The 26,785-nt window shown below is 51.3% G+C and carries 23 protein-coding genes; 16 read left to right on the top strand and 7 right to left on the bottom strand.

All coding sequences use genetic code 11. The annotated features are described in order from the left end of the window. From ytxJ to AC6ESO_RS02865, 4 genes are all read right to left on the bottom strand, one after another. Positions 1-348, bottom strand: coding sequence for a bacillithiol system redox-active protein YtxJ (gene ytxJ / locus AC6ESO_RS02850; protein WP_210658480.1), 348 nt, complete (start codon positions 346-348; stop codon positions 1-3). Positions 349-444: 96 nt separating this feature from the next. Then, the gene (locus AC6ESO_RS02855) at positions 445-2,382 is read right to left on the bottom strand and encodes a glycosyl hydrolase family 18 protein (protein WP_497090060.1); all 1,938 of its coding nucleotides are present in this window, start codon (positions 2,380-2,382) and stop codon (positions 445-447) included. Between the two features lie 136 nt (positions 2,383-2,518). Further along, positions 2,519-2,797 (bottom strand): YxcD family protein, encoded by a 279-nt coding sequence (locus tag AC6ESO_RS02860; RefSeq protein WP_497090061.1) that lies wholly within the window; start codon positions 2,795-2,797, stop codon positions 2,519-2,521. 3 nt (positions 2,798-2,800) lie between these two features. Beyond that, positions 2,801-3,235, bottom strand: a complete 435-nt coding sequence (locus AC6ESO_RS02865) for a hypothetical protein (protein WP_494817269.1) — start codon at positions 3,233-3,235, stop codon at positions 2,801-2,803. Between the two features lie 130 nt (positions 3,236-3,365). On the opposite strand from AC6ESO_RS02865, the gene AC6ESO_RS02870 reads away from it, so the two are divergent. Beyond that, positions 3,366-3,884 carry a DUF309 domain-containing protein gene (locus tag AC6ESO_RS02870; protein WP_497090062.1) on the top strand — a complete coding sequence of 173 codons (519 nt, stop codon included), beginning with the start codon at positions 3,366-3,368 and terminating at the stop codon, positions 3,882-3,884. Between the two features lie 86 nt (positions 3,885-3,970). Here the strand turns inward: AC6ESO_RS02870 and AC6ESO_RS02875 are convergent, their stop codons facing one another. Continuing rightward, positions 3,971-4,543 carry a carbonic anhydrase gene (locus tag AC6ESO_RS02875; RefSeq protein ID WP_494817271.1) on the bottom strand — a complete coding sequence of 191 codons (573 nt, stop codon included), beginning with the start codon at positions 4,541-4,543 and terminating at the stop codon, positions 3,971-3,973. A gap of 54 nt (positions 4,544-4,597) precedes the next feature. Beyond that, the gene (locus tag AC6ESO_RS02880; RefSeq protein ID WP_494817272.1) at positions 4,598-4,918 is read right to left on the bottom strand and encodes an iron-sulfur cluster biosynthesis family protein; all 321 of its coding nucleotides are present in this window, start codon (positions 4,916-4,918) and stop codon (positions 4,598-4,600) included. Positions 4,919-5,036: 118 nt separating this feature from the next. Here AC6ESO_RS02880 and AC6ESO_RS02885 point away from each other — a divergent pair, with 118 nt between their 5' ends. After that, on the top strand, positions 5,037-6,548 hold the full coding sequence (locus AC6ESO_RS02885) for a carboxypeptidase M32 (RefSeq protein WP_497090063.1): 1,512 nt from the start codon (positions 5,037-5,039) through the stop codon (positions 6,546-6,548). Positions 6,549-6,622: 74 nt separating this feature from the next. Here AC6ESO_RS02885 and AC6ESO_RS02890 read toward each other — a convergent pair whose 3' ends face one another. After that, complete coding sequence (locus tag AC6ESO_RS02890; RefSeq protein WP_497090064.1) at positions 6,623-7,471, bottom strand: helix-turn-helix transcriptional regulator; 849 nt, start codon at positions 7,469-7,471, stop codon at positions 6,623-6,625. A 135-nt stretch (positions 7,472-7,606) separates the two neighbouring features. Here AC6ESO_RS02890 and fabF point away from each other — a divergent pair, with 135 nt between their 5' ends. From fabF to AC6ESO_RS02960, 14 genes are all read left to right on the top strand, one after another. Next, complete coding sequence (fabF, locus tag AC6ESO_RS02895) at positions 7,607-8,842, top strand: beta-ketoacyl-ACP synthase II (protein ID WP_497090065.1); 1,236 nt, start codon at positions 7,607-7,609, stop codon at positions 8,840-8,842. A 136-nt stretch (positions 8,843-8,978) separates the two neighbouring features. Beyond that, positions 8,979-9,971, top strand: a complete 993-nt coding sequence (locus AC6ESO_RS02900; protein WP_497090066.1) for an aromatic acid exporter family protein — start codon at positions 8,979-8,981, stop codon at positions 9,969-9,971. 123 nt (positions 9,972-10,094) lie between these two features. Further along, on the top strand, positions 10,095-10,649 hold the full coding sequence (locus AC6ESO_RS02905; RefSeq protein WP_090978422.1) for an outer spore coat protein CotE: 555 nt from the start codon (positions 10,095-10,097) through the stop codon (positions 10,647-10,649). A 137-nt stretch (positions 10,650-10,786) separates the two neighbouring features. Continuing rightward, positions 10,787-12,319 (top strand): putative amidoligase domain-containing protein, encoded by a 1,533-nt coding sequence (locus AC6ESO_RS02910; RefSeq protein WP_497090067.1) that lies wholly within the window; start codon positions 10,787-10,789, stop codon positions 12,317-12,319. Between the two features lie 1,294 nt (positions 12,320-13,613). Continuing rightward, the gene (mutS, locus tag AC6ESO_RS02915) at positions 13,614-16,337 is read left to right on the top strand and encodes a DNA mismatch repair protein MutS (RefSeq protein WP_497090068.1); all 2,724 of its coding nucleotides are present in this window, start codon (positions 13,614-13,616) and stop codon (positions 16,335-16,337) included. 24 nt (positions 16,338-16,361) lie between these two features. Then, complete coding sequence (mutL, locus tag AC6ESO_RS02920; protein ID WP_497090069.1) at positions 16,362-18,581, top strand: DNA mismatch repair endonuclease MutL; 2,220 nt, start codon at positions 16,362-16,364, stop codon at positions 18,579-18,581. Further along, positions 18,578-19,348: a class I SAM-dependent methyltransferase gene (locus AC6ESO_RS02925; protein ID WP_494817280.1), complete on the top strand. Its 771-nt coding sequence runs from the start codon at positions 18,578-18,580 to the stop codon at positions 19,346-19,348. The genes mutL and AC6ESO_RS02925 overlap by 4 nt, the downstream gene beginning before the upstream one ends. Further along, positions 19,345-20,358 carry a tRNA (adenosine(37)-N6)-dimethylallyltransferase MiaA gene (gene miaA, locus AC6ESO_RS02930; RefSeq protein ID WP_497090070.1) on the top strand — a complete coding sequence of 338 codons (1,014 nt, stop codon included), beginning with the start codon at positions 19,345-19,347 and terminating at the stop codon, positions 20,356-20,358. The genes AC6ESO_RS02925 and miaA overlap by 4 nt, the downstream gene beginning before the upstream one ends. Further along, positions 20,355-20,594, top strand: coding sequence for an RNA chaperone Hfq (gene hfq / locus AC6ESO_RS02935; protein ID WP_090635997.1), 240 nt, complete (start codon positions 20,355-20,357; stop codon positions 20,592-20,594). The genes miaA and hfq overlap by 4 nt, the downstream gene beginning before the upstream one ends. Before the next feature lie 225 nt (positions 20,595-20,819). Further along, complete coding sequence (locus AC6ESO_RS02940) at positions 20,820-23,423, top strand: transglycosylase domain-containing protein (RefSeq protein ID WP_497090071.1); 2,604 nt, start codon at positions 20,820-20,822, stop codon at positions 23,421-23,423. A gap of 64 nt (positions 23,424-23,487) precedes the next feature. Then, positions 23,488-24,189, top strand: a complete 702-nt coding sequence (locus AC6ESO_RS02945) for a peptidylprolyl isomerase (RefSeq protein WP_497090072.1) — start codon at positions 23,488-23,490, stop codon at positions 24,187-24,189. Between the two features lie 233 nt (positions 24,190-24,422). Next, the gene (locus tag AC6ESO_RS02950) at positions 24,423-24,977 is read left to right on the top strand and encodes a ribonuclease FAU-1 family protein (RefSeq protein ID WP_090985338.1); all 555 of its coding nucleotides are present in this window, start codon (positions 24,423-24,425) and stop codon (positions 24,975-24,977) included. Further along, the gene (locus tag AC6ESO_RS02955; protein WP_497090073.1) at positions 24,974-25,654 is read left to right on the top strand and encodes a YdcF family protein; all 681 of its coding nucleotides are present in this window, start codon (positions 24,974-24,976) and stop codon (positions 25,652-25,654) included. The genes AC6ESO_RS02950 and AC6ESO_RS02955 overlap by 4 nt, the downstream gene beginning before the upstream one ends. 118 nt (positions 25,655-25,772) lie before the next feature. After that, entirely contained in the window at positions 25,773-26,756 is a 984-nt protein-coding gene (locus AC6ESO_RS02960) for an AAA family ATPase (RefSeq protein WP_497090074.1), read from the top strand. Positions 26,757-26,785 lie beyond the last annotated feature (29 nt).

Here is a 26,785-nt window from a genome sequence, read left to right on the forward strand (position 1 = left end):
TTAGTTCATTACCGCAGACATATGTGCTTCCGTAATGGACCAATGGGATGCAGTCCAATACTTCGCTTTATCCTTGATTAGGATTACCTGCGGGGATTCATGCTTAACCGAAGTATCTTCCGCAATTTGGTTCGACACCGGGCGCGATTCAATGACCTTGACCAGAACAAAGTCCGTGTCAGCTGAAGCAGCCTCGTTATTCTTCAAGTAATTCGAGAACTCCGTGTACGCATTAGCGCTTACCGGACATGTCGTACTGTGTTTGAACACGACCAATGGACGCGAGCTGGATGCTTCAAATGCCGCATTCCACTCATCGAGGGATTGTATTTCTTTTAAATTGGACATACAGCAGTCTCCTAACGGTTATGAAGTGAATGGCCGAACAAGATCTTCAATATCATACCATACCGAGATACCGAAGTACCACTTGGCCAGACGCTTCTACTTGAGTTGGAGGAGCATGGTCCACAAATCTGCTTGCTCGTAGCCGAGACGCCATGCGGCAACGCCGGCCAAATCGTATTTCTTCGCAATGTTGACGCGTGCCTTCACGGTGTCGGCTGTTTCTGCCCAGAATACATGAGTATATCCATCTTCACCCATATATTGGTATTTCCATTGACCGGCTGCCGCATCAAACGTGCGAGTAGCGCCTTGTTCAGCGATGATACGGGGCAGGTCACTCATATAGATGGCTTTGTTGTCCACCAGTTTACCTGTTGCATCAATACGCCATTCCCGCACGTAGAACGGGATGCCGAGCATCAGCTTGCTGCGTGGAACGCCATAGGCAAGAAACTGCTTTACGCCATCCTCAACCCAAGTCAATTCAGCAACGGATCCAGCTTCATCGCTGCCTTTCCAGTGCTGATCATAAGCCATAATCATAATCATATCTACAATTTCGGCGAGAGCACGGTGATCGTAGGCGGTTTTGGCATCCCAGCTTACGTCGCCTCTTGGCAAATCGATGGAAACCGATAAACCGGCTTTGTGCGCTGCGTTTGTAAGCGTACGAACGAATTCGGTGTATAAGTCACGATCTTTACCAGCCATGCCTTCAAAATCGATATTAACACCATCGGCACCGAGTGCTGCTAGCTTACTAACGAGGGTGGTGATGAATGTATTGGTTGCAGATGCATTCCGTAGAAATGCACTTGTCAGTGCCGCGTCAAACTGATTGCTTACGAGTGGAGTCAGCTTGATTCCGGAAGCCTTTATCGTTTGAACCAATGCCGGATCCGAAGTGTCCGTAAAGGTGCCATCTGCACTCGCAAGCTCAAACCATGATGGAGAATCTACATCAAGTCCTTGTGTTTTGCTGACTTGATCCAGTACGGTTGCTGTACGGGACGTTCCGTTCCACCCGACAAGCTGGAGCGCTTTCTTATTGTTCCAGATTGGTCGGAGGTCTGTTGTCATTACCGTTGAACCTGCATACGAATTGGCAAAATCGATTGCACCTTTGCGCGTGTGGAAAGCGCGCAGCTTCTGGTCGCCTTGATAAACCGCCAGATAAGGAACATTCGTCCACCATGTGAGTCCGTTCTTCACTACAGACGCGCCGGACAACGATTTGGCATACTGAATCGCACTTTGAATGCTATAGTAGGAGGCCAGAACCGGGCCGGATTGGACGACTGTAAAAGTTGGGATATTGCTATGTACGATTTGACCTGTAGTTGTATTTACAACACTGCTCCGTGATACTTTGAAAGAAGCACGGATCGCATCTAACAAGAAGCTGTAAGCTGGTGCGCTATCTTGAACGCTGTCAGTTACAATGCTGTAGGTTAGCGGCGCTTTGCGCTGAGCGGCTTTCTGTGCTTCAGTAAGGTTATCCCATACCCACTGATTGGTTGCCAGCTCGATAATATGGATGTTGCCGTAAGGTTTTGCTGCTTTCTTCGCATCGGCTAGGGTCACGAACGACCAGTTCGCCAGCGTTTTATCGCCTTGATACATTTGGTAGTTTGGATAAGTGCTTTGAATGAATCCGGGCTTCTCTAAGTCGCGGATTTGTGCAAAACGAGCTTTGCTGGCAAAACGCTGCGCTTCAGCCAGTGTACGGAATTCCCGACCGCTCGAAGTAACGCCGTTCTCGTAAACCTTATACCTCGGAAGGTTGTCCCAAACCCATTCCCGATTCGCGATTTTTTCCACGTGTGTGTACGTAAATTGCTTAGCGTAAGCAACAGCGCTGCTCTCGGCAGCAAATTCCTTCATGGCAGCATCGTTGTGGTAGACACGAAATTTAGTCGTGTTGTCTGCGGATGCACCGGCAGCATCACTATTGGTCGTTGATATCGTCGACAAAATAGCTTGAATAGCCAGAACAGCGGCGATAATAAACGTCCATTTGTTACGAATAACCATCTGCTTATCGAACACTCCTCTCTGAATCTACTCTATTAGACGTAGAATAGGGGAGGAGGTTGCGAAGAAAATGACATTTTCCGATATTTACAAACAAAAAACGGGATTCGGCGCTTCCGCGCCAATCCCGTTTCGGTTAATCCTCAATATCCGCCCAAAACTCTTCATCCGCATCCAATGTAATCTGCGATCGGAATTTACGAAGCTGATACTGCTTAAACAAATATTGCTCAATGGCTTCCAGCAAGTTCGCTTCCACCAAATATTGACTGCGTCCCTGAATCCAAACCTCCGCAGTATAACCGTATTCTTCATCCCATGACAGCTGTACTTCAACATCCGTCGGAGAGACGCCTCTACGTTCTGCCATATGGAGGCAAACAGCGTTAATAATCTCATCCGTATAGATTCTCATCGCTTAGTAAGGTCTCCGCTGATCGGGATGGGAGGGTTTGTTGCGATTCTTGAAGTAATGGAATATACCCCGTATCGCGACAATGATAATATAGATAGCTATCACATTAATGATTAATCCGAACATGTCTCCGAGGAAACCAAGATTGCCGAACATACCGCCGAACAACAAACCTGCAAGCCCGCCAATCATAAGTCCCTTCATAAAGCTGCCGCCGCTGAAGAAACCGCGTTTACCTGTAGTGGATGCTGCCCCTGATTTCGTCGTCCCGCTTGTCCCGCCAGTACTTTTAGTAACATTGTCAGCAGGTTTAGAAGGGGTTGACGTGTAACTCTTCTTCGGTGAAGAAAACTTGCCCCGTGGCTTCGCATCAGCTGACCCTGCGCTGAACGCGAAAAATAGCGTGAAAGCCATCAGCAATAATAAACCCTTTTTCATCTGTGTGTCTCCTCCTGATTTGCTGCTAAACAGCTTATATTGCCATTCAGTACAATTACGTCTAATATAATCAAAGGTTTCAGTTTTCATTCTCTTTTTACGAATGATTTTACGGAAATGGGGGATATACTTGCAATCGAAGCAATATCCGGCGGCATATGAGTCGTTTCTATACGAGTTTCATGCAACACGGGATTATTTTGAATGCCATGAATTGCTCGAGGAATATTGGAAGGAGCATACCGGCGACCAGTTAGGCTCGACATGGGTTGCGCTCATTCAGATTGCGGTCGGATCCTATCATCACAGAAGGCAGAATAATCGAGGTGCGCTGAAAATCCTGCGTCAAGCCGAGCAGCGACTTAACGCGCAACAGCTGCATGAAGTTGGTCTGAACGGCGAGCAGCTGATTGCGATGATTGTTGAAAGAATCCAAGCCATCGAAGGTTCCGAGCCGTTCGTAGATATGAATTTGCCGTTTGTTGATCCGGAATTGCACGCACGATGTGTGAGGGCGGCGGAGCGGGAAGGGTATGTGTGGGGAGCGTCAAGCCGTATGGATGAAGCGCTTATTAACCGCCACACGCTGCGTGATCGTAGTGACGTAATTGCCGCACGCGCAGCTGCAGCGAAGGAGAAGAAACGGTAGAATACCAATAGAAAAAAGCTTAGCCATCAAGCGCTGCGCATATTGCGGCAGTCTTGGCGGCTAAGCTTTTTTTTGATATCGATTAATTATTCGGCAGCAGGCTCGTAGCCGTTGACAATCAGATCCAGCTTGCCTGTCTCCGGATGGATAATCAAGCCATGCACCGGTGTGTGAGCAGGCAGCAATGGATGATTCTTAATAATACCAACGCTGCGCTCAACGCTCTCCTGTACGTTATCGAAGCCGGTCAGCCAGCGTTCCAGGTGCATACCCGAATTGCGAAGCGTGCGAATGGTTTCGTCGGTTACACCGGCATCAAGCATATGTGAAATCACCAGTTCGGGGTTGAGACCCGTCATCCCGCATTCGTGATGTCCGATTACAACGACCTCGTCAGCTCCCAGCTCATATACGGCAACGAGAATACTCCGCATAATGTTGCCGAATGGCTGCGTCACGATGGCACCGGCGTTCTTAATAATCTTCGCATCGCCATTACGCAAATTTAGCGCCTTCGGCAGCATCTCGGTAAGCCTAGTGTCCATACACGTTACGATGACCATCTTCTTGTGCGGGAATTTATCCGTCAAATATTTCTCGTACTCGCGATTGGCAACAAATTGCTCATTAAAGGCTAGAATGTCATTAATATTACTCATTGGTTTCCCTCCTACCCAAGATAAGAAAAATGCTTTCTCTATTTGTAAATCATTTTACACTTTCATGAACCGCAAGTTGGCGGTATAAATCTGGCTGTCGCTCTTTAAGCTGAACGAATGGCGTGCTTCATTATAATCAATTTTGAGGTTGGGTTCGAAGAACACCTCATAGCGGGGTTCGTACCATACGGAATAGGGAGTTCCGCTGCCTAATCGATCGTCCGGATGTGCTTGATCGAGAAGCTGCAAGGTCGGGACGCCGCTGACAACGCAGCCGCAGCCTTCCGTGTCGTACAGTAGCTTAAGATGCTTACCGCCGCCTTGCATATAAGGAGACAATTGCTCGATAGCTGATGATGTAAATGAAAATTGCATGTCAAAACTCCTTTCATAGAGGTTGCGTACAAAGCCAGGATTAGGTTGATTATACGGTTTGCAAAAAGTATGATCAAGTAGTAGCGGGTAAACGTTATGGAAAGGTGATGACAGTTTGATGACAAATAGCACAGCAGTATTGGAATTGTTTGTAGAACGGATCGGACTTATCAAAAGTTACGAGGAGTCACTCGCATTGCTCTCGTGGGATTTACGTACCGGCGCTCCGCGCAAAGGTATGGATGTTCGATCGCAATCGATCGGTAATTTGTCCGGTCAAATGTTCAAGCTGGCAACTGCTCCGGAGCTTGGCGAATGGCTGACAGCACTGGAAGAGCCAAGCGCATATGAAGGTCTGAATGAGGTTCATAAGCGTCTGGTGACTGAGACCCGTAAAGAATATGACCGCAGCGTGAAAATTCCGCCTAAGATGTATCAGGATTACGTGGTGCTTACCTCGCAGGCGGAAACTTTCTGGGAAGAGGCCAAAGCGAACAACGACTACGCGTCGTTTGAACCCTATCTGGATAAGATCATTACATACACGAATCAATTCATCGACCTATGGGGCGTCAAAGGTACACGCTACGACACGCTTCTGGATATGTATGAGCCGGGAATGACGACGGAAGAGCTGGACCGCGTGTTCGGGGGACTCCGTGAGAAGCTCGTACCGTTATCTGCTGCAATCGCCGCTTCGCCGCATCAGCCGGAAACGGGGTTCTTGAAGCAGACGTACGCGAAGGATGCGCAGAAGAAATTCAGCACATTTATTTTGGATCAAATGGGCTTCGACTTTAACGGCGGCAGACTCGACGAAAGCGCGCATCCGTTTGCAACCGGTCTTAACCCTGGTGATGTGCGGATTACGACGCGTTACCTTAACGATGACGTGACCAGCGCGTTGTTTGGGACGATCCATGAAGGCGGACATGCGCTGTATGAACAAAATATTCGCCAAGACCTTATCGGTACTACGCTTTGTACGGGGACGTCGATGGGTATCCACGAATCGCAATCCCGCTTCTGGGAAAATGTGATCGGCCGCAGCTTAAACTTCTGGAGCCGTTACTACGGTGATTTGCAGGAGCATTTCCCGAACCAGCTTGAAGTCCCGATGGAAGATTTCTATCGCGCAACGAATGTCGTGCAGCCGTCTCTCATTCGGATTGAAGCAGACGAGCTGACGTACAACCTGCATATTATCATCCGGTATGAGATGGAGAAGCTGATCTTTAATGAAGGCGTGAAAGCATCGGAGCTTCCAAAGCTATGGAATGAGAAATATAAAGAATATCTGGGCATTGAACCGCCAACGGATGCAGAAGGAGTTCTTCAGGATGTGCACTGGTCCGGAGGGGCATTCGGTTATTTCCCATCCTATTCCCTTGGCAATATGTATGCTGCCCAAATCACAGATACACTTGAGCGCGAAATGCCGAACTTCTGGGTAAATGTCGAGAAAGGCAATCTGCATCCGATTAAAGACTGGCTGACAGATAAAGTATATCAGTACGGTAAGCTGAGAACGCCGTCCGAGCTGATCAACGACATTACGGGTAAGCCGCTTGATCCGGATTACTTGGTTCGATACCTGGAGAAGAAATACGCTGCAATTTATAAGCTGTAACAATCGGCGTAGAAGAGAGGCCGCTGCTTGCGAGAAATCGCCGGCAGCGGCCTCTTTCTATACTGGAGCGGGTGCTACTCGGCAGATTCCTTGGCCATCAGTTGCTCTAACTTCCTCTCGGTCATGGAATCCGGTGCCGGCGTATAGATGCTGCAGCGCAGGTCGGTTTCGCCATGTACCTGCAGGGACGTAAGCTGGAAGTGCATCTTGCCTGCCTTGGCATGCCGGAATTCGATTAGTACTTCCGGAGCGGCACTTACCTGGCTCTTCTCCCAAAGTGCGGCAAAGTCAGATTGGGTCTGTTTCATTCGGCTGAGAAAATGCTCATACCATTCATCGTCCACATACTGTCCGTAATAAGCACGGAAAATAGCAAGAAAACCGCTGACGAAATGCTCCCAATTCCCAGCCAGCCTTCTAAATTCCTGACGTTCAAACAAAAGCGCGATCATATTGCGCTCAGAGGTAGGAAGCTGCTCGAAATTCATAAAGACATGCGAGGCCGCCTCATTCCATCCGACGATCTGACAATGCCGATCCGATATTATAGTAGGACAGCTGCGAAGCTCCTGCAGGATGCGGCGCAGTGAAGGGCTGATTTGCGCTGTTTCTTCCAATATGCCGCTTGGACCTGCGCCGCTTTCGAGTGCTAAGGCGTATAGATATTTTCGTTCATCGGAAGTTAGTCGCAGTGCCGTCGAGATCGCGTCTAGCACAGACATAGACGCTTTAATATCTCGTCCTTGTTCAAGCCAGGTGTACCAGGTATGGCTAACACCTGCCAGCTGCGCGACTTCTTCTCTTCGCAAGCCCGGTGTCCTTCTGCGTCCGCCGGCTGGTAAACCGACTGCTTCAGGAGAGAGCGATGTTCGCTTTGCTTTGAGGAACGTCGATAGCGCCTGGAGCCGGGATCGATTGTTCAATGTCCATCACTCCGTCTTCAAGGATGCTTCTAGTATGGTGTTAATTATACTAGGATAAACGACAACTTGTAATAGGATAACGAATATGACACCATAGCATCACAAGAGAGAAGATTCCAAGGAGGTACGAAAACGATGGAAAGAGTAGTTGTAACCGGAATGGGGATTATTTCGCCTTTAGGGTCTGATGTGGATACCTATTGGGAGGCATTGAAGAGCGGACAGTCCGGCATTAGGCCGATAGATCGGTTTGACGTTACGCGCCATAAAGCGAAGATTGCCGGTACCGTGGTAGATTTCGATGCGGATGAGCTGTTTGGCCGCAAAGAAGCCAGACGCATGGATCGATTCTGTCAGTTCGCGCTGGCAGCCGCAGACCAGGCTTGGGCGGATGCCGGACTTCAGAAGGAAGAAGTGGATGCGGAACGCATCGGCGTCTACGTGGGCTCGGGCATCGGCGGCATCGAAACCCTTCTTCAGCAGGATGCGATTCTGCAAGAACGCGGCCCGGAACGCGTTAGCCCAACGCTGGTGCCGATGATGATATCGAACATGGCTGCGGCGATGATCAGCATCCGTTATGGTACACATGGTCCGACGCTCGCTCCGGTAACCGCATGTTCCATTGGTAATACTGCCATTGGTGAAGCCTTCAGACTTATCAGAAGCGGAGCCGCTGATATTGTGATTGCAGGCGGTGCAGAAGCGGCTATAACGGAAATCTCTTTAGCTAGTTTCGGCAACGCGACTTCCTTGTCGACGCGCAATGAGGAGCCGCACAAAGCAAGCAGGCCGTTTGATCAGGGGCGTGACGGCTTCGTGATGGCAGAAGGTGCGGGGATTGTGATTTTGGAATCGGAAGCCCATGCGAAACGGAGAAATGCGCGCATTCATGCAGAGGTTGTCGGTTATGGTGCAAGCTCAGATGCGTATCATATGGTAGCGACTCATCCGGAAGGATATGGACCTTATCTGGCTATGAAGGCAGCGCTCCGTGAGGCCGACGTCGATCCTAATCAGGTGGATGTCATCTTTGCCCATGCAACAAGCACGCACATTGGTGATTTATCGGAGACGATTGCGATTAAACGGGTATTCGGAGAGCAAGCCGGCCACATTCCGATTTCCGCGATCAAATCCATGACAGGTCATATGCTGGGCGCTGCGGGCGGCGCGCAAGCGATTGCGTTGATGAAGAGCCTGCAGGAAGGCATCATCCCGCCGACGATCAATCAGGAGAATCAAGATCCGGATTGCGATCTGGATTATGTACCGAATCGTGCAAGGCAGGCTGACCTGCAAATTGGCGTGAGTAATTCATTTGGTTTTGGCGGACATAATGCCGTCGTTGTGTTCAAGTCTTATAGTTGACTCGCCTCTTAGGAGAGGGGTACGATAGTGCTAAAATAAGCTGGGACTCTCTCGTCCGCCACTTCTCATCTCGTCCGTGCTGGGAGCTGCGTGGGCGTAGAATGTCAGTTATCGGCTATCTTACTAAGGAGCAATTATGGGAATCCGCGTTATCAAAACCGCTATAGCGGCGCTTGCCGCGCTTTATACGGCACATTATCTCGGTCTGGACCCGCCGCTGTCTGCGGGCTTGCTCGCCATTCTCGGCGTCGAAGTCACCCGCATGAAAGGGTTGCGAAGTGCCTTCGACCGATTCATGGCCTCTGTGCTCGGTTTATTCTTTGCTTCATTATTATTTATGCTGCTCGGTTTCCATCTCTGGACGATCTCGCTCTTCGTCCTGTTTGCTTTTCCGATATTATCACGGTTTCATCTTAAGGACGGTATCGTCACGAGCGCGGTAATCGTCTTTCATATTTATGCGAAGGAAGAAGTTACAACTGCGTTGATCGGCAACGAAATCATGCTGCTGCTGACCGGCTTGGGCTGGGCAACCGTCATTAATTTGCTCTATATGCCGAAGGAAGAGCATAAGCTAGTTGAACTCCGACATGTGACGGAGGAGAAGTTCGGCCGGATCTTTCAAACGATGGCTGCAACGCTGCGCTCGCCGTCGCTTGTATGGAATGGAGAAGAGCTGCTCGAAGCGGGGCAGGCGATTGAGGAAGGCATCCGGCGTTCGGAGATCGCCCGCGAGAATCGGGTATGGGGGCAAGGCAGTGCGTACAGCCGCTATTGGCCGAATTATTTTGACATGCGTCAGCAGCAGCTGGACTCCATCAGTTTGATGTTAACGCAATTGGCGCTAGTCTATGAATCGTTGCCGCAGGGCGAGCTTGTCGCAGAGCTGTTCGAGCATTTGGCCGACGATGTGAAATCCGAGGTGTACGAGGGAAAAGTGGATGAGATGAGATTGCAGCTGGAATCCCGCTTCCCTTCCATGCCGCTTCCCGTAACCCGTGATGAATTCGAAATGCGTGCGGCGCTGCTGCACGTGGTGCATGAGCTCCAGCGCTATCTCTCGATCGCAAAACGGCTCAAAAAACAGAAAAACAGCCTGAAGGCTGCCGCGCGCGAAGCAAACGTTTAATGGAATTCTGCTAATAATATGAATTAGCCTATAAAATTTGTACATGTCAAAAAGAAATAGTCACCCTAGACGAATGTCCTGCATACACTTTAATTGAATGATTGTATGGAGGAGGTTAGATCGATGGCTTATGCAGATAAACAGCTTAAGGCTAGAGAAATTATTACCAAAGCTGTCTGCGGCAAAGGTCGTAAGTTTTCCACAGTAACTCATAACGTTACGCCGCCTCATCACCCAACTAGCATCTTGGGCGCTTGGATTATTAATCACCAATATGAGGCGGTCCGTTCCGGAGACGGGATCGAAGTTATCGGTACTTACGATGTCAACATCTGGTATTCTTACAACAAAAACTCGCAGACTGACGTAGCGAAAGAAACATTATCCTACGTCGAACATGTGCCGCTCTCCTATCTCGATCCGAAGCACCGGGCTTCGACCGAGGAAGTATCTGCGGAGTCAACGCAAGAGCCTAATTGCATTGAAGCTAACATTTCGTCCAGCGGCAACAGCGTCGTCATTCGCGTGGAGCGCGAGTTTGCGGTCGTTCTGGTTGCTGAAACGAAGGTGTGGGTAGCTACTTTGCCGGGTGGTTCGGATGACGGCAAAGATTACGATTACGGTGATGATGGTGACTTTGAAGATTTGGATCCGGAGCTGCTCGACGACGAACTGTAATTTTCGCGGGTTACAGTTAGGTTAGTGTATCGTATGCGAGAGCGGGGAAAGATTCGAGGGCGAGAGCCCTCTTTTTTTTCGAAAAATAGCGGAGTACGTTTGTTCGTTGCAAAAGAGTGCGATCGGAGTGGGCGGCGATGGCTGGCAGGGTCTGGTTGAGCAGTGGAGCAGAAGTCGTCCCTTTCGGCGGTAGCACGGAAGGGGCAGGTTGGGATGGCAGCCCCGACGCCGAGGATGCCGTCCTTGTGGGGCGTAATGGGCTAGGCTTGGCTTCCGGGTGGCGCGAATTGGCCAAGCAGCCGCTTGTCATCAATGCCGGCGCTTCGGCTTTCTCCGTTTGGGACGAGGAGGAGGTGCGCAGGCGGATCGTTCGTGCTGGCGCGGCGATATGGCGAGATGAACAGGGAGAGAATCGAATCGCGAGCTACGAAGTCTCGTTGTTTCAGCTGCTGCCAATCGCTGTGGAGAGGAAACGAAAGCGGCTTAGCGGCCAAGCTGATGTGCTGCTGGGCGAAGTGAATAAGGAAGTTCTGCCCGAGGACGCGCGTTACAAACCTTTCGTCCGTTTAGCGGCTCGGGCACTCTATGCTTGCGGATTAGATAATGGCATCGTCGAGCTTGCTGAGGGGGAGCAGGGGCGGTGCTTTGTCGCGCGTATCACGCTTCCGTCCCTGGCTGACTATCGGCAAGGGCATTGGAAGGAAGCGGTGCTGCGGTTAGAGCGGGAGTTGGGGGCGGGAGCGAGAGTCGATGGGGGAGAAAGAGCAGAAGCGGGTGAGAGTGAGGGCGAGGGCGAGGGCGAGGGCGAGGGCGAGGCAGAAGCAACTACTTTATCGTCCATTCTGATTGGGGCTGATCCTGAATTTCTGCTTCTTGACGGTGAAGGCAAGGTGGTGTCTGCTGCCCGCTACTTGGAGGGCGGGCATGGCGCCGGCTGCGATGCCGTTGTGGTGCGAGGGCAGATACGGTATCCAATCGCCGAGCTCCGGCCTGCTCCGGCGGCAATGCCGGATGAGCTTGCGCGGAACATCCGCATGTTGCTGCAGCAAGCTTCGCAAAGGATCCCGAGCGAGCCGGTGCTGCGCTGGGCGGCAGGGGGGATGCCTGCCGCAGGGTTTGCGCTAGGCGGCCACATCCACCTCAGTGGCGTCTATATGACGGGGAGGCTGATACGCCTGCTGGACAGCTATGTAGCGTTCCCGCTTGCCATGATCGAGTCGGCTGGGGAAAAGTCGCGCCGTCCGAAATATGGCTTTCTTGGCGATTTCCGGCTTCAGCCGCATGGCGGCTTCGAGTATCGGACGCTGCCGAGCTGGCTCGTTTCGCCGCTGGCTGCGAAGGCTGCTTTTGCCTTGGCGCTGCTTTGCGCGCGTGAAACAAACACCCTGAGCTATTGTCCCGCGGAAGAGGAGCGGTATGTCGCCGCCTATTACGCAGGCGACAGCGCCGAGCTGCGCGGCTGTTTGGAGCTGCTGGCCTCGTCGATGGCCTCGACGAGTTCCTATCGGGAGCTGGAGCAATGGATTGAACCGCTGCTCATTGCGATTCGCGATGGGAAGACGTGGGACACGGAAGCGGATCTGCGTACGAAGTGGCGGATTCCACTCGGGAGTGGCGAGGATAGACGGCCAGTTACGCAGGCGAATCGTTCGGTTAGGTCGCTTGAGTAGGGTGTCACTCGGACTGTAACGAACCGTACGGGCCTTATTTGGGCGAAAACAGGCGGGTTGAAAATCTAACGAACCATACAGGTCTTATTTGGGATCAGGTAGCCTTTTTCCGCTCTATTTACCCTCAATAGCTCCTCCACGGTTCGTTAGAAAAAAAATTCATCTTTTTTCGCATAAATAAGACCCTGTGGGTTCGTTAGAGATTAATCGCGACAACAAATGTACGATTGTTATCGCGGTTAGGCAGGAGCAAGCAACACATTTTCGCAAAAGAGCAGCAGCGGCGGATGTGTAGCTTTCGGAGCAAAACATTTTCGTGAAAGCGTGGCAGTGGACGGATGTGTAGCTTTGGGAGCAACACAATCCCAAGATGAGCATGCCAGCGACGGATGTGTAGCCTCCAGGGCAACACATTGGTTGAGAAAGGGTTAGTTTAGAGAAAGAGTAGCTCCCAGGGCAACACATTGACGAAAAAAAGGTGGATTTAGATTAAGAGTAGCCTCTAGAGCAACTCCTTGGTGGGAGGACGCTGAAAAGAGCTAGAATAGTACAAATTACAAGAAGTACCTCTAGAGGTCTACATAGAAGGAAATGCAGCGAATTTCGTGCAAGAAGCGCGTCCAGGGATCTACATGGAGGCTAAAGCGGTGATTTTGGTGAAAGAAGCACATCTAGAGGTCTACATGGTAACCAGTTCAGTAGAAGACTGCACGAAGAGAGCAGTTTTCAAAGTGGCACATTGGTGGGCAAGCGTCGCATGAAGTAAGTACGGAAATAGTTAGTTGAAGAGCGGACTTTGAAGTAACGTTTGGCGGTTTGAGAGGTAACGGATACCGTTCATGCGTTCATGAATGCTGTGATGGATTGTGCGTCAACAATAGGGTACGTAGTTCCGCTCATAGGCGGCAAATGGTGAAATGAGGTCAAAGAAAGGTATGTGGTACCGTTCTTAGACCTCAAATGGTGAGATTCAATTGAAGAGCGAACAGGTTGGCCGATTAAGCAGCTAGCCACTCCGCATAAGATGTCTGGCCATTCTCAGTTCTTAACTACCATTAATGAGTGCGGCACCGGTCGGCGAGTTGGGATAGCTCGACAAACTCTGGGAGCAACGCAAACCCGCGAAATTCGCTCCTCCGTCGGTTGTGCAACCCAAGTAGCAACAAGCAAGTCAGTGTGACTTACATATGTAGTTCAGACTAAGGCGCTCCAACCGGAGCGCTTTTTCTGTTATAATGAAGGTCTGTTTGTTCATAGCACGCAAATATACGTAAATTCATATAGGAGGGGCCGCATGACTGCATATACCCCGATGATTCAGCAATATTTGGGCATCAAGGAAGGCGCGAAGGACGCGATTCTGTTCTTCCGTCTGGGCGATTTTTATGAAATGTTTTTTGACGATGCGATTAACGCGTCTAGGGAACTGGAGATTACATTGACTGGCCGAGAGGGCGGGGGCGACAAGAAAATTCCGATGTGCGGCGTTCCCTATCATTCCGCTGAGGGATACATAGCTCGCTTAATTGAGAAAGGTTTCAAAGTTGCGATCTGCGAGCAGGTAGAAGATCCGGCCGCTGCAAAAGGGGTCGTTCGTCGCGAGATCATCCGCGTCGTAACGCCGGGTACCGTGATGGAATCGAAGTCGCTCGCCGATAAAGCGAACAACTTCATTGTGGCCGTGGCAGAGCATGGCGGCGCGTTCGGCGTTGCCGCATGTGATTTAACGACCGGTGAGCTTTATGTCACCTCGTTCTCCGCCGCACAAGAAGCCTTGACGGATGAAGTGAACGTTTATCATCCTTCTGAGATTGTCGGCGATGCGGGAGCGATGGAGCAGCTTCGCTCGGCAGCAGCGGTTTGGAACCGTCCGGTCCTCTTTACGGAGCGAACCCCGATGGATCCGGAGCGGCTGGCACGGCAATTCAGCCAATTGACGCTGGATGCTCTGGCACCTGCCAGACATCGCGCAGTCAGCCTGCTGACCGGTTATCTGGATGAGACGCAGAAGCGCTCGCTAGGTCATGTCAGACGTATTTCGGTCTACGAGCCGAACCAATATATGATTCTTGATCCGTTTACAAGACGAAACTTGGAGTTAGTCGAAACGGTACGCGACCGTAACAAGAAAGGCTCACTCCTGTGGCTGTTAGATCGTACTCGCACCTCGATGGGTGCAAGGCTGCTGAGAAGATGGATCGATAAACCACTCCTGTCGAAGTCGGCGATTGATGAGCGGCTTGAAGCGGTGGACAGGCTGTATGGCAATTTTATATTGCGTGATGAGCTGCGCCGTGAATTGAATGAAATCTATGACTTGGAGCGACTGGTTGGCCGAGTTGCATACGGAAGCGCGAATGGTCGTGATTTGAATGCATTGAAGTCGTCCCTTCAGCACGTGCCTGCCATTGCTGCTCTATGTGCGGATTCAGACTCCGAGACCTTGCGTAAGCTGGTGAAGGACGTCGATCACTGCGCTGATCTGGCTGGGATGATCGAGACGGTTATCGTTGAAGAACCGCCTGTTTCCGTACGTGAAGGCGGATTGATCCGGGCTGGTTATGACAGCTATCTGGACGAGCTTCGCGAAGCGAGCGTGAACGGCAAGAAGTGGCTTGCAGAGCTGGAACGCAGAGAGCGCGAGGCAACCGGAATTAAGTCACTGAAGATCGGCTACAACAAAGTATTCGGCTATTACTTGGAAGTGTCTAAAGCGAACATTGGAAGTCTTCCTGAAGGCCGTTATGAACGCAAACAGACGCTAACGAACGCAGAACGTTATGTAACCCCGGAGCTGAAGGAGAAAGAAACGCTGATCCTCGAGGCAGAGGACAAAATGGTCGACCTGGAGTATGCCAAATTTGTAGAGCTTCGTGATCACCTGAGCGCTCATCTGCACCGTCTTCAGAAGCTTGCCGAAGTGCTCGCTGCCTTGGATGTGTTCCAATCCCTTGCAACCGTCAGCGGCGAGCAGCGTTATGTGAAGCCGAATGTGACGGAAGGGTATGATTTTGTCGTACAGGAAGGTCGTCATCCCGTTGTTGAGGCGGTTATGGACGCAGCGTTCATTGCTAATGATACATCGCTTGCGAACGGCGCAGACAAAGCTTCGATGCTGCTAATTACCGGACCGAATATGGCTGGGAAAAGCACCTATATGCGCCAGGTCGCCCTTGTCAGCATCATGGCTCAAATCGGCTGCTTCGTACCGGCGAAATTCGCGGAAGTCCCGCTGATTGACCGTATCTTCACGCGTATTGGCGCAGCGGATGATCTGATCGGCGGACAGAGTACGTTTATGGTAGAAATGAAAGATATTCAGATCATGACGGAGAAAGCGACCGCTCAAAGTCTGGTGATTATCGATGAGCTGGGACGTGGAACATCCACGGGCGAAGGCATGGCGATCGCACAGGCGGTCATCGAGTTTGTTCATCATGAAGTGGGCTGTAAAGCGCTTGTTTCAACGCATTTTCATGAATTGGCTCATCTGGGCGATACGCTTCCGCGTTTGGCGAATGCCTGCATGGCCGTTCAAGAAACCGGCGACAATGTCACTTTCTTGCGTAAACTAGTCCCCGGAGCGGCCGGAAGCAGCTATGGGATCTATTGCGCGCAGCTGGCCGGATTGCCCGGCAGCATCATCGAGCGCGCGTATTCGCTGCTTGAGCTGCACACGGATCAAGAAAACTTAGCAGCTGCCGCCGCGATTAAGCTTCCTTATGTCGCAGAGGCTGCCGCAGCTTATGCAGCACCAACAGCTATGGCTCCAACAGCGGTGGAGCCGCCACATATCGTTGAACCTGTTCATGTACCCGAGCCTGCAGCAGCATCGGGGGTCGTTCAACTTTCCATATTTGAAGAAGCGGCTCCAAGCGCAGGAAAGTCGCGTAAAGGTAATACGCGCGCGGAGCAGCTGGCAGAGCAGCTTCGGAAGCTGGATCTATTTAATTTGACGCCAATGCAAGCCATGCAATGGCTGAATGATATGAAGCTCAAGCTAAACGACGAGCATTGATAGCTCAGGAGGTGTATGGTCGAGATGAGCAAAATCCGTATTTTGGACGAGCAATTAGCCAACCAAATTGCCGCAGGCGAAGTGGTGGAGCGGCCATCGTCCGTTGTGAAGGAACTCGTAGAGAATGCGGTTGACGCAGGCAGCAGTGCCATCGATATCGTAATTGAAGAGGGCGGTCTAACCCTTGTACGCGTGACAGACAACGGTTCCGGCATTGAGGGCGATGATATAGAGACGGCGTTCTACAGACATGCAACGAGTAAAATTTCGTCCAGCAAAGATTTGTTCCGCATAGCAAGCCTCGGCTTCCGCGGCGAAGCACTTCCGAGTATCGCCGCTGTAGCCCGCGTTGAATGCGTGTCATCGCCGGAGAAATCAGGACTTGGCCGCAGGCTTGTCATCGAAGGCGGCACGATTACCGCCAATGAAGAAGCGAATGCGCCGCAAGGAACGGATATTAGCGTGCGCGAGCTGTTTTATAATACACCTGCCAGGCTTAAGTATATGAAGACGATCCAAACGGAGATCGGACATATTGCGGATTATGTGAATCGCCTTGCCCTCGCGCATCCCGGTATTGCCTTCACATTAAAGCATAACGGCGGTTTGCTGCTTCGCACGCTCGGAAGCGGCGATCGATTGCAAGCTTTTGCGGCAATTTACGGCACGGCGACGGCAAAGGCGATGCTGCCGGTTTCCGGCGAACATCCGGATTATGAGCTGCAAGGGTATATTTCGAAGCCGGAGCAGACGAGATCGAACCGCAACGGGATTACCATTGTCGTAAATGGCAGGTACATCCGCAGCTTCGTGATCAATCAAGCGATTATGCAAGCCTTTCACACGCTGCTTCCGATCAACCGTTTCCCGCTGGTTGTGCTTGAGCTTGGCATGCATCCAAGCTTGCTGGATGTTAACGTCCATCCTTCCAAAATGGAAGTGCGCTTCAGCAAAGAGGCCGAATTGCGCGAGTTTATTGAGGAAGCCGTCAAACGTGCGCTCGGTAAGCAGAGGCATATCCCGGGCCCGGCTGCGTCAAATGACCGTTCGAAGCCGCTATTCGTTCAGGACCGTATCTCTTTCCACCAACCGGATGATACGTTCTCGAAAGCTGCTCCACCGGTAGCCCCATCAAGCGGGCAGTCGGTATCCGCAGCTGAAATCGCCGCGGCTCTGCAAATTGCTGAAGAAGCGATTGCAAGTACTAGTCCAAGCGGTGCTTCGGCTCCAGCGCCTCAACCGCCGCAAGGGCGGCAGTCGTATGAGAATTCCGCTATGGCGGATAAGGCGCAGCCCAACGGGAGCAGCAGCAATGCCAGCTCTCGTACGCAAGGGGGGCGCGAATTTTATAACCCGGATTGGCAAGCAGGAGCCAACCGAGCTGCCATCCCTAAGGATGCGACCGAACGACTCTATGCGCCTCCAAGTACACAGGGGGCGATTGCACGGGAATCCGAGCTGAGCTACGCGCCAAATAGCGCAGGAAGCCAAGCTGAGCAGATCACTGCACCTGAGGATACCGCAGCTGAGCGTACGCTTACGTCTAACTCCGAGGTGAACAGCTCTGCGAGCTCGTCAAACGACTTCTCCGGCGCACGTGCTGTGTCGTCTAGCTATGCAGCTGAATCTCAGCCATTGCGTGATCCTGCAACGCCATCGTTTCCCGAGCTGTACTGGATTGGCCAGCTTCACGGCACGTACATTATCGCGCAAAACGAAGAAGGACTCTTCCTAATCGACCAGCATGCCGCGCATGAACGGATCAATTATGAATATTTCTTCGAGAAATTCAGCAGGCCGGAGCAGGCTAGCCAGCAGCTGCTCGTGCCGCTGACCATGGAGTTTACGCAATCGGAGGCTGCCGCCTTGAAAGGAAAGCTGCATTACATGCAGGAGGCCGGTGTAGAGCTCGAACCGTTCGGGGCGCATACGTTCCTAGTCCGCTCTTATCCGGAGTGGCTGCCAGAAGGAGAGGAGCACAATGTCATCGAAGAGATGGCAGAGTGGCTCATCGGCGAACGGGGAGCGATTGATATTGGGAAGATGCGAGAGAAATCTGCGATCATGTGCTCCTGCAAAGCGTCGATCAAAGCGAATGACAGGCTGACGCGCGAAGAAGGCGAGGGACTGCTGCGAAGACTTGCTTCCTGCATCCAGCCTTACACCTGTCCGCATGGCAGACCGATTGTCGTCCATATGACCACCTATCAGCTGGAGAAGATGTTTAAGCGGGTGATGTCATGATCGTCACTACGCCTCACAAGCCAACACCAGAGCAGACAGCCTATGCCGCAAGTCTGGCAGAAGAGCTTGGAGGGCGCTACGTTCCGCGTAAACAGGACTCGCTCAGCCTGCTCAAAACGAAATACAACGACAACCGCCTGCTTGTTGCAGACGACCGAGGACTACGCTATTATGAGGAATCGGAGGAGCCGCTGTATTTTCATCCCAGCATGGCTTATGTTCGCGTGAAACGGATGCGCAAAGGCGAAGCCGACCCGCTCATCTCGCTCACCGGTTGTCAGCCGGGTGATTATGTTATCGATTGTACGGCAGGTTTGGGCTCAGATGCATTGGTGTTTGCCTACGCTGTTGGCGAGGAAGGCCGCGTAACGGCGCTTGAAAGCGAAAGGATGCTGTACACCGTCGTTCGCGAAGGGCTGAAGACGTACGAGACCGAGCATGCGGACGTAAACGCGGCACTGCGCCGTATAGAGATGCAATTTACGAACCACATCGACTACCTGGCCGCTTTGCCGGATAAGAGCGTGGATATCGTTTATTTCGATCCGATGTTCCGCAAGCCGATGCATGATTCGTCTGCTTTGCAGCCCTTGCGGGGACTCGCCAACAACGATGCGCTTCAGGAAGAATCGGTTCGTCAGGCCACCCGTGTAGCCCGCAAGATGGTTGTCCTCAAGGAGCACCAAGGCAGCGATGAATTTGAGCGGCTGGGCTTCGAGCGACGGCATATTAATAAAATAGCTTACGGAGTGATTCTGCCAACATGAGCTCAGCGACAACCCAAACAGAGAGCAACAAGCCGAAGCTGCTTGTGCTGATTGGCCCGACAGCAGTCGGTAAAACAAGATTAAGCCTGGAGCTCGCCAAAGCGTTCAATGCCGAAATCATATCCGGCGACTCCATTCAAGTGTATAAAGGAATGGACATCGGTACCGCCAAAATCAAACCGGAGGAGCGGGAAGGAATTCCGCACCATTTGATCGATATTTGCGAGCCGACCCATTCTTTCTCAGTCGCGGAATTTCAAGAGCGCTGCGCCGTGCTCATTCCGGAGATTGAGAGCCGCGGCAAACTGCCTTTTATCGTAGGCGGTACAGGCCTTTATGTGGAATCCGTCGCATACGGCTATGATTTTGCCGAAGTAGGCTCCGATGATGCCTATCGGGAAGAGCAGCGTCTCTACGCGGTTGCGCATGGCGCAGAAGCGCTGCATGAACGGCTTCGCGCCGTCGACCCGGAAGCGGCGGATCGGCTGCATCCAAACGACCAGCGCCGCGTCATTCGCGCGTTAGAAGTGCATCATTTGACAGGTACGACGGTTTCGCAGCAGCTGGAAGGACAGAAAAAGACTTCCCCGTTCGAACTCTGTATTATTGGGCTCACAATGGACCGCGCGAAGCTGTATGAACGGATCAATGAGCGAGTCGGTGCGATGATGGATGAAGGTCTTGTGGATGAAGTGAAGAGGCTGCTGGCTGAAGGCGTTCCAGCCAACGCAGTGTCGATGCACGGGCTGGGCTACAAGGAAATTGTCCTTTATTTAGAAGGTCATCTCACGCTAGAAGAGGCCGTGGAACTGCTGAAGCGCGATACAAGACGGTTTGCCAAAAGACAGTTGTCCTGGTTCCGTCATATGAGCGATATCCATTGGATTGACACCGATGAAAATTTTCACAAGAATTTGCAAGCAATTTATGGTATAATAGCAGGAAAGTTTAAGATCGATATTGAATATACTTTTAACCAACCTTTTGACGATGGGGGTAACGCGCAATGAACAAATCAATCAACATTCAGGATACATTTCTGAACCAACTCCGCAAAGACAGCGTGCCGGTAACCGTTTATTTGACGAACGGTTTTCAGATTCGCGGTGTCATCAAAGCATTCGACAACTTCACGATCGTCATTGACAGCGAAGGCCGTCAGCAAATGGTGTACAAGCATGCGATCTCGACCTTTACCCCGCAGCGCAATGTTTCGCTCATGCAGGTTCAAGACAACGAAGCGTAACTTCCGGAGCGCATGTTTTGAAACCTTTTCAGAACATGTAACGTTTAATTGGATAGCGGCACGACAGAGCAACCCTTGCGACGTGCAGGGTTGTTCTTTTTTTTGATGGGCAGGAGAGCACTTGATGAAGATGTTTCAAACCTCCTGTTGCCGTTTACTCATATAGGGTATAAATAGAGAGAGTGCACAATTTAGGAGTGACAGAACTGGAGGGGACCTGAGCTTATGGCTGATGGACCACGCAGCACGAGGAACAAGAAGGTAGAGAAGAAAGGTAAGAAAACGAAAACCAACAAAAAACGTAAATGGGCCGTCTGGTTGTTTTTTACCGGAGCGGTTGCCATAGTATGTGGCATCATCGGTTATTTGTTGATTATTTTGAACGGCGAACGCATTCTTGCCGAGAACCAAGATAAATTCATATTACCGGAGTCATCGACGGTTTATGATGCGAAGGGCAATGAAGTTACCAAGCTGTCTCAGGCTGGCGGCAACCGGGAAACGGTGGAATTCGCGGATATTCCATTGCTAATGCGCGAAGCCGTCATTGCGACGGAAGATCGCCGCTTCGAGGAGCATTCCGGGATTGACCTCTATTCGATCGGAAGAGCGATTGTCAAGGATATCGTTGCCCGCAGCGCGGTTGAGGGCGGCAGTACGATTACCCAGCAGCTCGCGAAGAACTTGTTCCTGACACAGGATAAAACCTTCTTCCGTAAAGCGACAGAAGCCTCAATAGCGGTAGCGCTGGAGCACAAGAAGACGAAAGACGAAATCATTACGATGTACTTGAACCGGATTTATTTCGGTAAAGGTGCGTATGGGATTAAAGAAGCGGCGAGCTTTTATTTTGACACGGATCTGAAAGATCTGAAGCTATGGCAAATGGCGACATTAGCCGCAATTCCGAAAGCACCGGGCAATTATAACCCGATTAATAATCCGATTAACTCGCAAGAGCGTCGTTCGGTCGTTCTGCAGCTTATGTTTGACCAAGGCTATATTACGCAGGCCGAGATGGATGAAGCGAAGGCTGTTGAGTATAAGCGTCCGGAGAATCAAACGAAAACTGCGGATGATTCCAACCTTACTTTCATTGATTTTGTTGTCAATGAAGCCGTTGAGAAAAGCGGATTAACCGAGGAAGAGCTGCGGGTCGGCGGTTATAAAATTTATACGACGCTGAATACCCAGGCGCAATCGGTTATGGCGCGAGAATTTGAAGACGACGACAACTTCGAGAAGAGTGTCGACGACAAGCAGGAGCAAGGCGCAATGATCATCGTTGATCACCGAAACGGTGAGATTCAAGGGATGATCGGCGGCCGCGACTATGTGAACAAAGGATTGAATCGGGTGGTTCAACCACGCCAGCCGGGTTCGGCTTTTAAGCCAATCACGGTATACGGACCGGCGATTGAGAGCGGCGATTGGTTCCCATGGTCGATTCTGCAGGATGTGAAAACATGCTATGGCTCGTACTGCCCGTCCGACTCGAACAAAGTGAAATATATCGGACCTGTCGCTATGCGTCAGTCGTTGAAAGAGTCTCGCAATGCATCTGCCGTGTGGCTGCTAAACGAAATCGGCGTGAAAACCGGTCTGAAGTTCGCGGACAAAATGGGCTTTGAGCTCGACAGCTCCAAAGACCGTAACCTTGCGATCGGCCTCGGCGGATTAACCAATGGTGTAACTCCGTTTGATATGGCACGTGCGTACAGCGCGTTCGCAAATGAAGGCAAGTCGGTAGATCCACATTCTTTGACCAAAATTACCGATAAGAACGAGGAAGTGCTTTACCAATATGAAGCTCCTCAATCGGAACAGCTGATGAGTCCGGAAACTGCCTACTATATGACAGATATGATGCAGGCTGTAACCGAGAAGGGCGGTACCGGTACGGCAGCACGTATCGATCGTCCGGTAGCAGGCAAAACGGGTACGACGCAGCATGGTATTCCGGGCTTGAAAACAGGTAACAATCGGGATGCCTGGTTCGCCGGCTATACGGCTGAATGGACAGCGGTTGTTTGGATGGGCTATGATATTACGGATAAGAATCATATGATCAAGAAGAGCAGCGCGCAATCCGCCGCCATGTTCGGGAAAGTCATGAAAGACGCCATAAAAGGCGTGAAGAAAGACAGCTTCGCCAAACCTTCCGATGTTCAGGAAGAGAAACCACCGGTTGGCATTACGAACTTCAACGCGATTTATGATGAGGCGGGCGCGGTTGTGAAGCTGTCATGGTCACCGATTGAAGGGGAAGGCGTGCAGTATCGTGTTTATCGCAAGGAAGCGAGCGAGAAAACCTTTACCAAGCTGCTCGATTCTTTAGAAACCGTTGTTAATGACATGAGCGTTGTGCCAGGAATGAGTTACACCTATTATGTAACGGCCTACGATGCTAAGAAAGATATGGAAGGGACACCTTCCGATCAATTGACCGTAGTGATTCCTGAAGCGGAGATTACGCCGCCGCCAACGGAAGAGCCTGGCGGGGAAATCCCTCCGGGAGATGGAAATGAAACCCCGCCGGGCGAAGAGCTGCCGGGTGACGGCACTGCGCCTCCGGGAGATGGGAATAACGGTGGTCAGACCCCGGGCAATGGCGGTGAAACACCGGGTAACGGTGGCGAAACGCCTGGAAACGGCGGACAGCCGACCGAGCCCGGTAACGGGAATGGCACGAACCCCGGTAATGGCACGGGCGACTCCGGCAATACGCCTGGAGACGGTTCCGTTCCGGCGGACGGACAGCCTGATGCCGGCAACGGGAACACGAATGGGAATGGGGCGACTAATACGCCCCCTTCCACAACGCCTTAACTGAACGAAGCAGCAAAGTAATCGACGCACTAACATTACGCAACGCTTGGAGGATTTTCAGATTATGATGAACCGGACTGCACTCGTATTCATCCTTTCAGCCATGTTAATCGTAACGGCTGGATGTGGAGCCAAAACTAATAATTCGGTTCAAGAGAACCAAGGTACGCCTACTGAAGCGGTAGGTAACAACACAAGCGGCGGTGCTGCCGAAGAAGAAGGATCGCCGAAGTCTTGGTCGGAAATGCCTGCTATGGCAATCGACAAAGAGAAGACTTACAACGCGACGTTCAAGACGAACAAAGGTGAGTTTACGGTAGAGTTGTTTGCGAAGGATGCGCCTCAGACTGTAAACAGCTTCGTTTTTCTCTCGAAAGAGAAGTTCTATGATGGGGTGAAATTTCATCGGATCATCAAGGATTTCATGATTCAAGGCGGAGATCCGCTGGGCAACGGAACGGGAGGTCCCGGCTACACCATTCCCGATGAGTTTAACAACGGGCATAAGTTTGAAGCCGGTATTCTTGCAATGGCGAATACAGGTCAACCGGAAAGCGGCGGCAGCCAGTTCTTCATTTGTACCGGTGAAGGCGCCGATTTCCTGAACTCGCAGCCGAATTATACCATCTTCGGTAAAGTGACGAAGGGTATGGAGACGATAACTGCAATTGCGAATACCCCGGTTGGACCCGGTAACGGCGAAGCGACGGACAGCAAGCCGACAGAAGATGTAACGATCGAATCGGTCAGCATTTCGGAGAAATAAGGTAGTCCCACAAGGAGAGCAGCCGGCGCTGCTCTCCTTATTTTTGTGCTCGGACAAGGAGGGCTTGGTTTATTTTCCCGGGTCGCTGGAGATAGACGGTAAGTTGTGGTAAGCTTTTTTTAATGAGGTAATTCTACCCTGCTGCAAGACACTTAGACATGAAATAGTCGTGCAGTTGTACGCGTTCTGCGCCGCAATCTAAGGGCGCGATCCTAACGGAAAGGTCGTTCCGTATGAAACGAAAATTTTCTGACCGAGCCAATTGGCGCCGCATCCTGCGAAGAAGCTATACGTGCCTCGCGATGGACGCAGACGAGTTTAAAGGACTTGTGACGTTCTACCGCATTCACGAATTGCGCGAACCGCTTTGGAAAGAATACAATGGGCGGAAATTATGCCTGGCTGACCGCGGATATTTGTGGATGCAGCATTTTCCTCGCGGTGAACACTTTGTCGTAACGACGATGTTCGACGATAAGAACCGAGTCGTTCAATGGTATATCGATATTTGCAAGACACAAGGCCTGACGGATCAGCAGGTGCCTTGGTTTGATGATTTGTATCTGGATGTTGTTGTGCTGCCTAGCGGTGAGGTGTTTCTTCTTGATGAAGATGAGCTGGAGGAAGCAGTAAGCCAAGGAACGGTGACGAACAAAGACGCCGCGCTCGCGCGCAAGACGGCAGGGCGGCTCTTATCCACGATACGTAACGGACGATTCCGTTATTTCACGCTGAGTCTGAAGCATCGGAAGGCACTTGCCCAGAACGGTGAGCTAAGCGAATCATGAAGCAAACGGTCATATCTAAACGACCTCATAAGCGCAGTGCCCGCAAACGATCGAACAAGTTCGTTCTCCTGTTGCGGATCTGCGCTTGGGTTGTGGCCTTAGGCGCTTTCTGGTGTGCTTATCTGCTGTGGGTCATTAACAGCTACGATATGCCAAAGCCTGTACCCAAAGCGGATGCGGCCATTATTCTCGGTGCAGCGCTATGGTCTGATCAGCCAAGCCCTGGACTGCGCGAGCGTCTCGATTTAGGTTTTCAATTGTACAAGCAGGGTAACTTCAAGTATTTTATTCTGTCCGGGGGACATGATCATAATGGGTCAACGGTTTCAGAAGCGGAAGGCATGCGTAATTACTTGGCCGCCAAAGGGGTTCCGTCTGAACGAATGGTGCTGGAGGAAGATTCCCGAAGCACCTATGAGAACCTGCTGTTTAGCAAACCTTTGGCGATGAAGCGGGGCTGGAAGAGTCTGCTGCTGATCTCGCATGATTTTCACGCTCCGAGAGCTGCCGATATCGCTTCGTATTTGGACTACCCTGCAGCAACTGCCGCAATTGGACTGAAGTCTCAAGTCTTGTCTATTACGTTCAATCAAACTCGCGAAGTACTGGCCTTTACGAAGTGGAAAATGGATGAACTGCTGCTCCGAATGGGTGTTAGGCTGCCGAATTCGTTCTAATGTTCAATAGGGTGTCGTTCCCCTTGAAAACTGTTAATATGGCTGAAATCACTAGAATACAATGGATTATACGTGCAGCTTATGCCGATGATTCAGCGAAGGATAGGTGATGAAGCAGATGGACGAACGAGTTGTATCAACAGGAGGGAACGGCAGCGGCAGACCTTCGCGGCAGATCAATGTGGTGCTGCGCAGCAGTGAGCCTTATGCATCCACAAGCAGCTCGGCGCAAGCGCTGGAGAGTGAGCCGGTAGCGGTTGCCAAGCCGTTATCTCCCAATGATCCGTTTCTCGAAATTGGGCGCGAGCTTGATTCGATGGTGGGTCTTGATAATGTAAAGCTGCTTATTTATGAAATCTATGCGCTGCTGCAGATCAGCCGGATGCGTTCGGATGCCGGACTGACAGGCGGTTCGCATGTGTATCATATGATTTTTACGGGGAATCCCGGGACGGGCAAAACTTCGATTGCGAGAATCGTTGCCAAGCTGTTTAACAAGATGGGCGTGCTCTCCAAGGGGCATATGATCGAAGTGGAGCGGGCGGACCTCGTCGGCGAATATATCGGGCATACGGCGCAGAAAACACGTGATTTGGTGCGCAAGGCGCTGGGCGGCGTGTTATTTGTGGACGAAGCGTACAGCTTGGCTCGCGGCGGAGAGAAGGATTTTGGGAAAGAAGCGATCGATACGCTCGTCAAAGCAATGGAGGATCATCGGAACCAATTTGTGTTGATTTTGGCCGGCTATCCCCTCGAAATCGAGCATTTCCTTCTTACCAATCCCGGCCTTCCATCGCGTTTCCCGATACAAATCGATTTTCCCGATTATTCGATCGATCAGCTGATTCAAATTGCGGAGCTGATGGCCAAGGATCGGGATTACACGCTCATGCCACAGTCCGTGTTTAAGCTGCGGCAGCATCTGATGTTAGAGAAGACGATGACCATGTTTGCGTTCAGCAATGCACGATATGTGCGCAACGTGATCGAGAAGGCATTTCGGCACCAAGCGGTGCGTTTATTGAATCAATATCCTACAGGATCGCCGGGCAAACAAGAGCTGATGGCAGTTCGACCGGAAGATCTGAAATGGGAAAAGTAACCGGCACGTATGAAGGAGTGGCAATTAAC

It is taken from the genome of Paenibacillus rhizoryzae (genome assembly GCF_059686995.1).

What these genes read in the sequence shown, in the direction of transcription:
- ytxJ (WP_210658480.1), bottom strand. Translation starts at nt 348, where the DNA reads ATGTCCAATTTAAAAGAAATACAATCCCTCGATGAGTGGAATGCGGCA.
- AC6ESO_RS02855 (WP_497090060.1), bottom strand. Translation starts at nt 2,382, where the DNA reads ATGGTTATTCGTAACAAATGGACGTTTATTATCGCCGCTGTTCTGGCT.
- AC6ESO_RS02860 (WP_497090061.1), bottom strand. Translation starts at nt 2,797, where the DNA reads ATGAGAATCTATACGGATGAGATTATTAACGCTGTTTGCCTCCATATG.
- AC6ESO_RS02865 (WP_494817269.1), bottom strand. Translation starts at nt 3,235, where the DNA reads ATGAAAAAGGGTTTATTATTGCTGATGGCTTTCACGCTATTTTTCGCG.
- AC6ESO_RS02875 (WP_494817271.1), bottom strand. Translation starts at nt 4,543, where the DNA reads ATGAGTAATATTAATGACATTCTAGCCTTTAATGAGCAATTTGTTGCC.
- AC6ESO_RS02880 (WP_494817272.1), bottom strand. Translation starts at nt 4,918, where the DNA reads ATGCAATTTTCATTTACATCATCAGCTATCGAGCAATTGTCTCCTTAT.
- AC6ESO_RS02885 (WP_497090063.1), top strand. Translation starts at nt 5,037, where the DNA reads ATGACAAATAGCACAGCAGTATTGGAATTGTTTGTAGAACGGATCGGA.
- fabF (WP_497090065.1), top strand. Translation starts at nt 7,607, where the DNA reads ATGGAAAGAGTAGTTGTAACCGGAATGGGGATTATTTCGCCTTTAGGG.
- AC6ESO_RS02900 (WP_497090066.1), top strand. Translation starts at nt 8,979, where the DNA reads ATGGGAATCCGCGTTATCAAAACCGCTATAGCGGCGCTTGCCGCGCTT.
- AC6ESO_RS02905 (WP_090978422.1), top strand. Translation starts at nt 10,095, where the DNA reads ATGGCTTATGCAGATAAACAGCTTAAGGCTAGAGAAATTATTACCAAA.
- AC6ESO_RS02910 (WP_497090067.1), top strand. Translation starts at nt 10,787, where the DNA reads ATGGCTGGCAGGGTCTGGTTGAGCAGTGGAGCAGAAGTCGTCCCTTTC.
- mutS (WP_497090068.1), top strand. Translation starts at nt 13,614, where the DNA reads ATGACTGCATATACCCCGATGATTCAGCAATATTTGGGCATCAAGGAA.
- mutL (WP_497090069.1), top strand. Translation starts at nt 16,362, where the DNA reads ATGAGCAAAATCCGTATTTTGGACGAGCAATTAGCCAACCAAATTGCC.
- AC6ESO_RS02925 (WP_494817280.1), top strand. Translation starts at nt 18,578, where the DNA reads ATGATCGTCACTACGCCTCACAAGCCAACACCAGAGCAGACAGCCTAT.
- miaA (WP_497090070.1), top strand. Translation starts at nt 19,345, where the DNA reads ATGAGCTCAGCGACAACCCAAACAGAGAGCAACAAGCCGAAGCTGCTT.
- hfq (WP_090635997.1), top strand. Translation starts at nt 20,355, where the DNA reads ATGAACAAATCAATCAACATTCAGGATACATTTCTGAACCAACTCCGC.
- AC6ESO_RS02940 (WP_497090071.1), top strand. Translation starts at nt 20,820, where the DNA reads ATGGCTGATGGACCACGCAGCACGAGGAACAAGAAGGTAGAGAAGAAA.
- AC6ESO_RS02945 (WP_497090072.1), top strand. Translation starts at nt 23,488, where the DNA reads ATGATGAACCGGACTGCACTCGTATTCATCCTTTCAGCCATGTTAATC.
- AC6ESO_RS02950 (WP_090985338.1), top strand. Translation starts at nt 24,423, where the DNA reads ATGAAACGAAAATTTTCTGACCGAGCCAATTGGCGCCGCATCCTGCGA.
- AC6ESO_RS02955 (WP_497090073.1), top strand. Translation starts at nt 24,974, where the DNA reads ATGAAGCAAACGGTCATATCTAAACGACCTCATAAGCGCAGTGCCCGC.
- AC6ESO_RS02960 (WP_497090074.1), top strand. Translation starts at nt 25,773, where the DNA reads ATGGACGAACGAGTTGTATCAACAGGAGGGAACGGCAGCGGCAGACCT.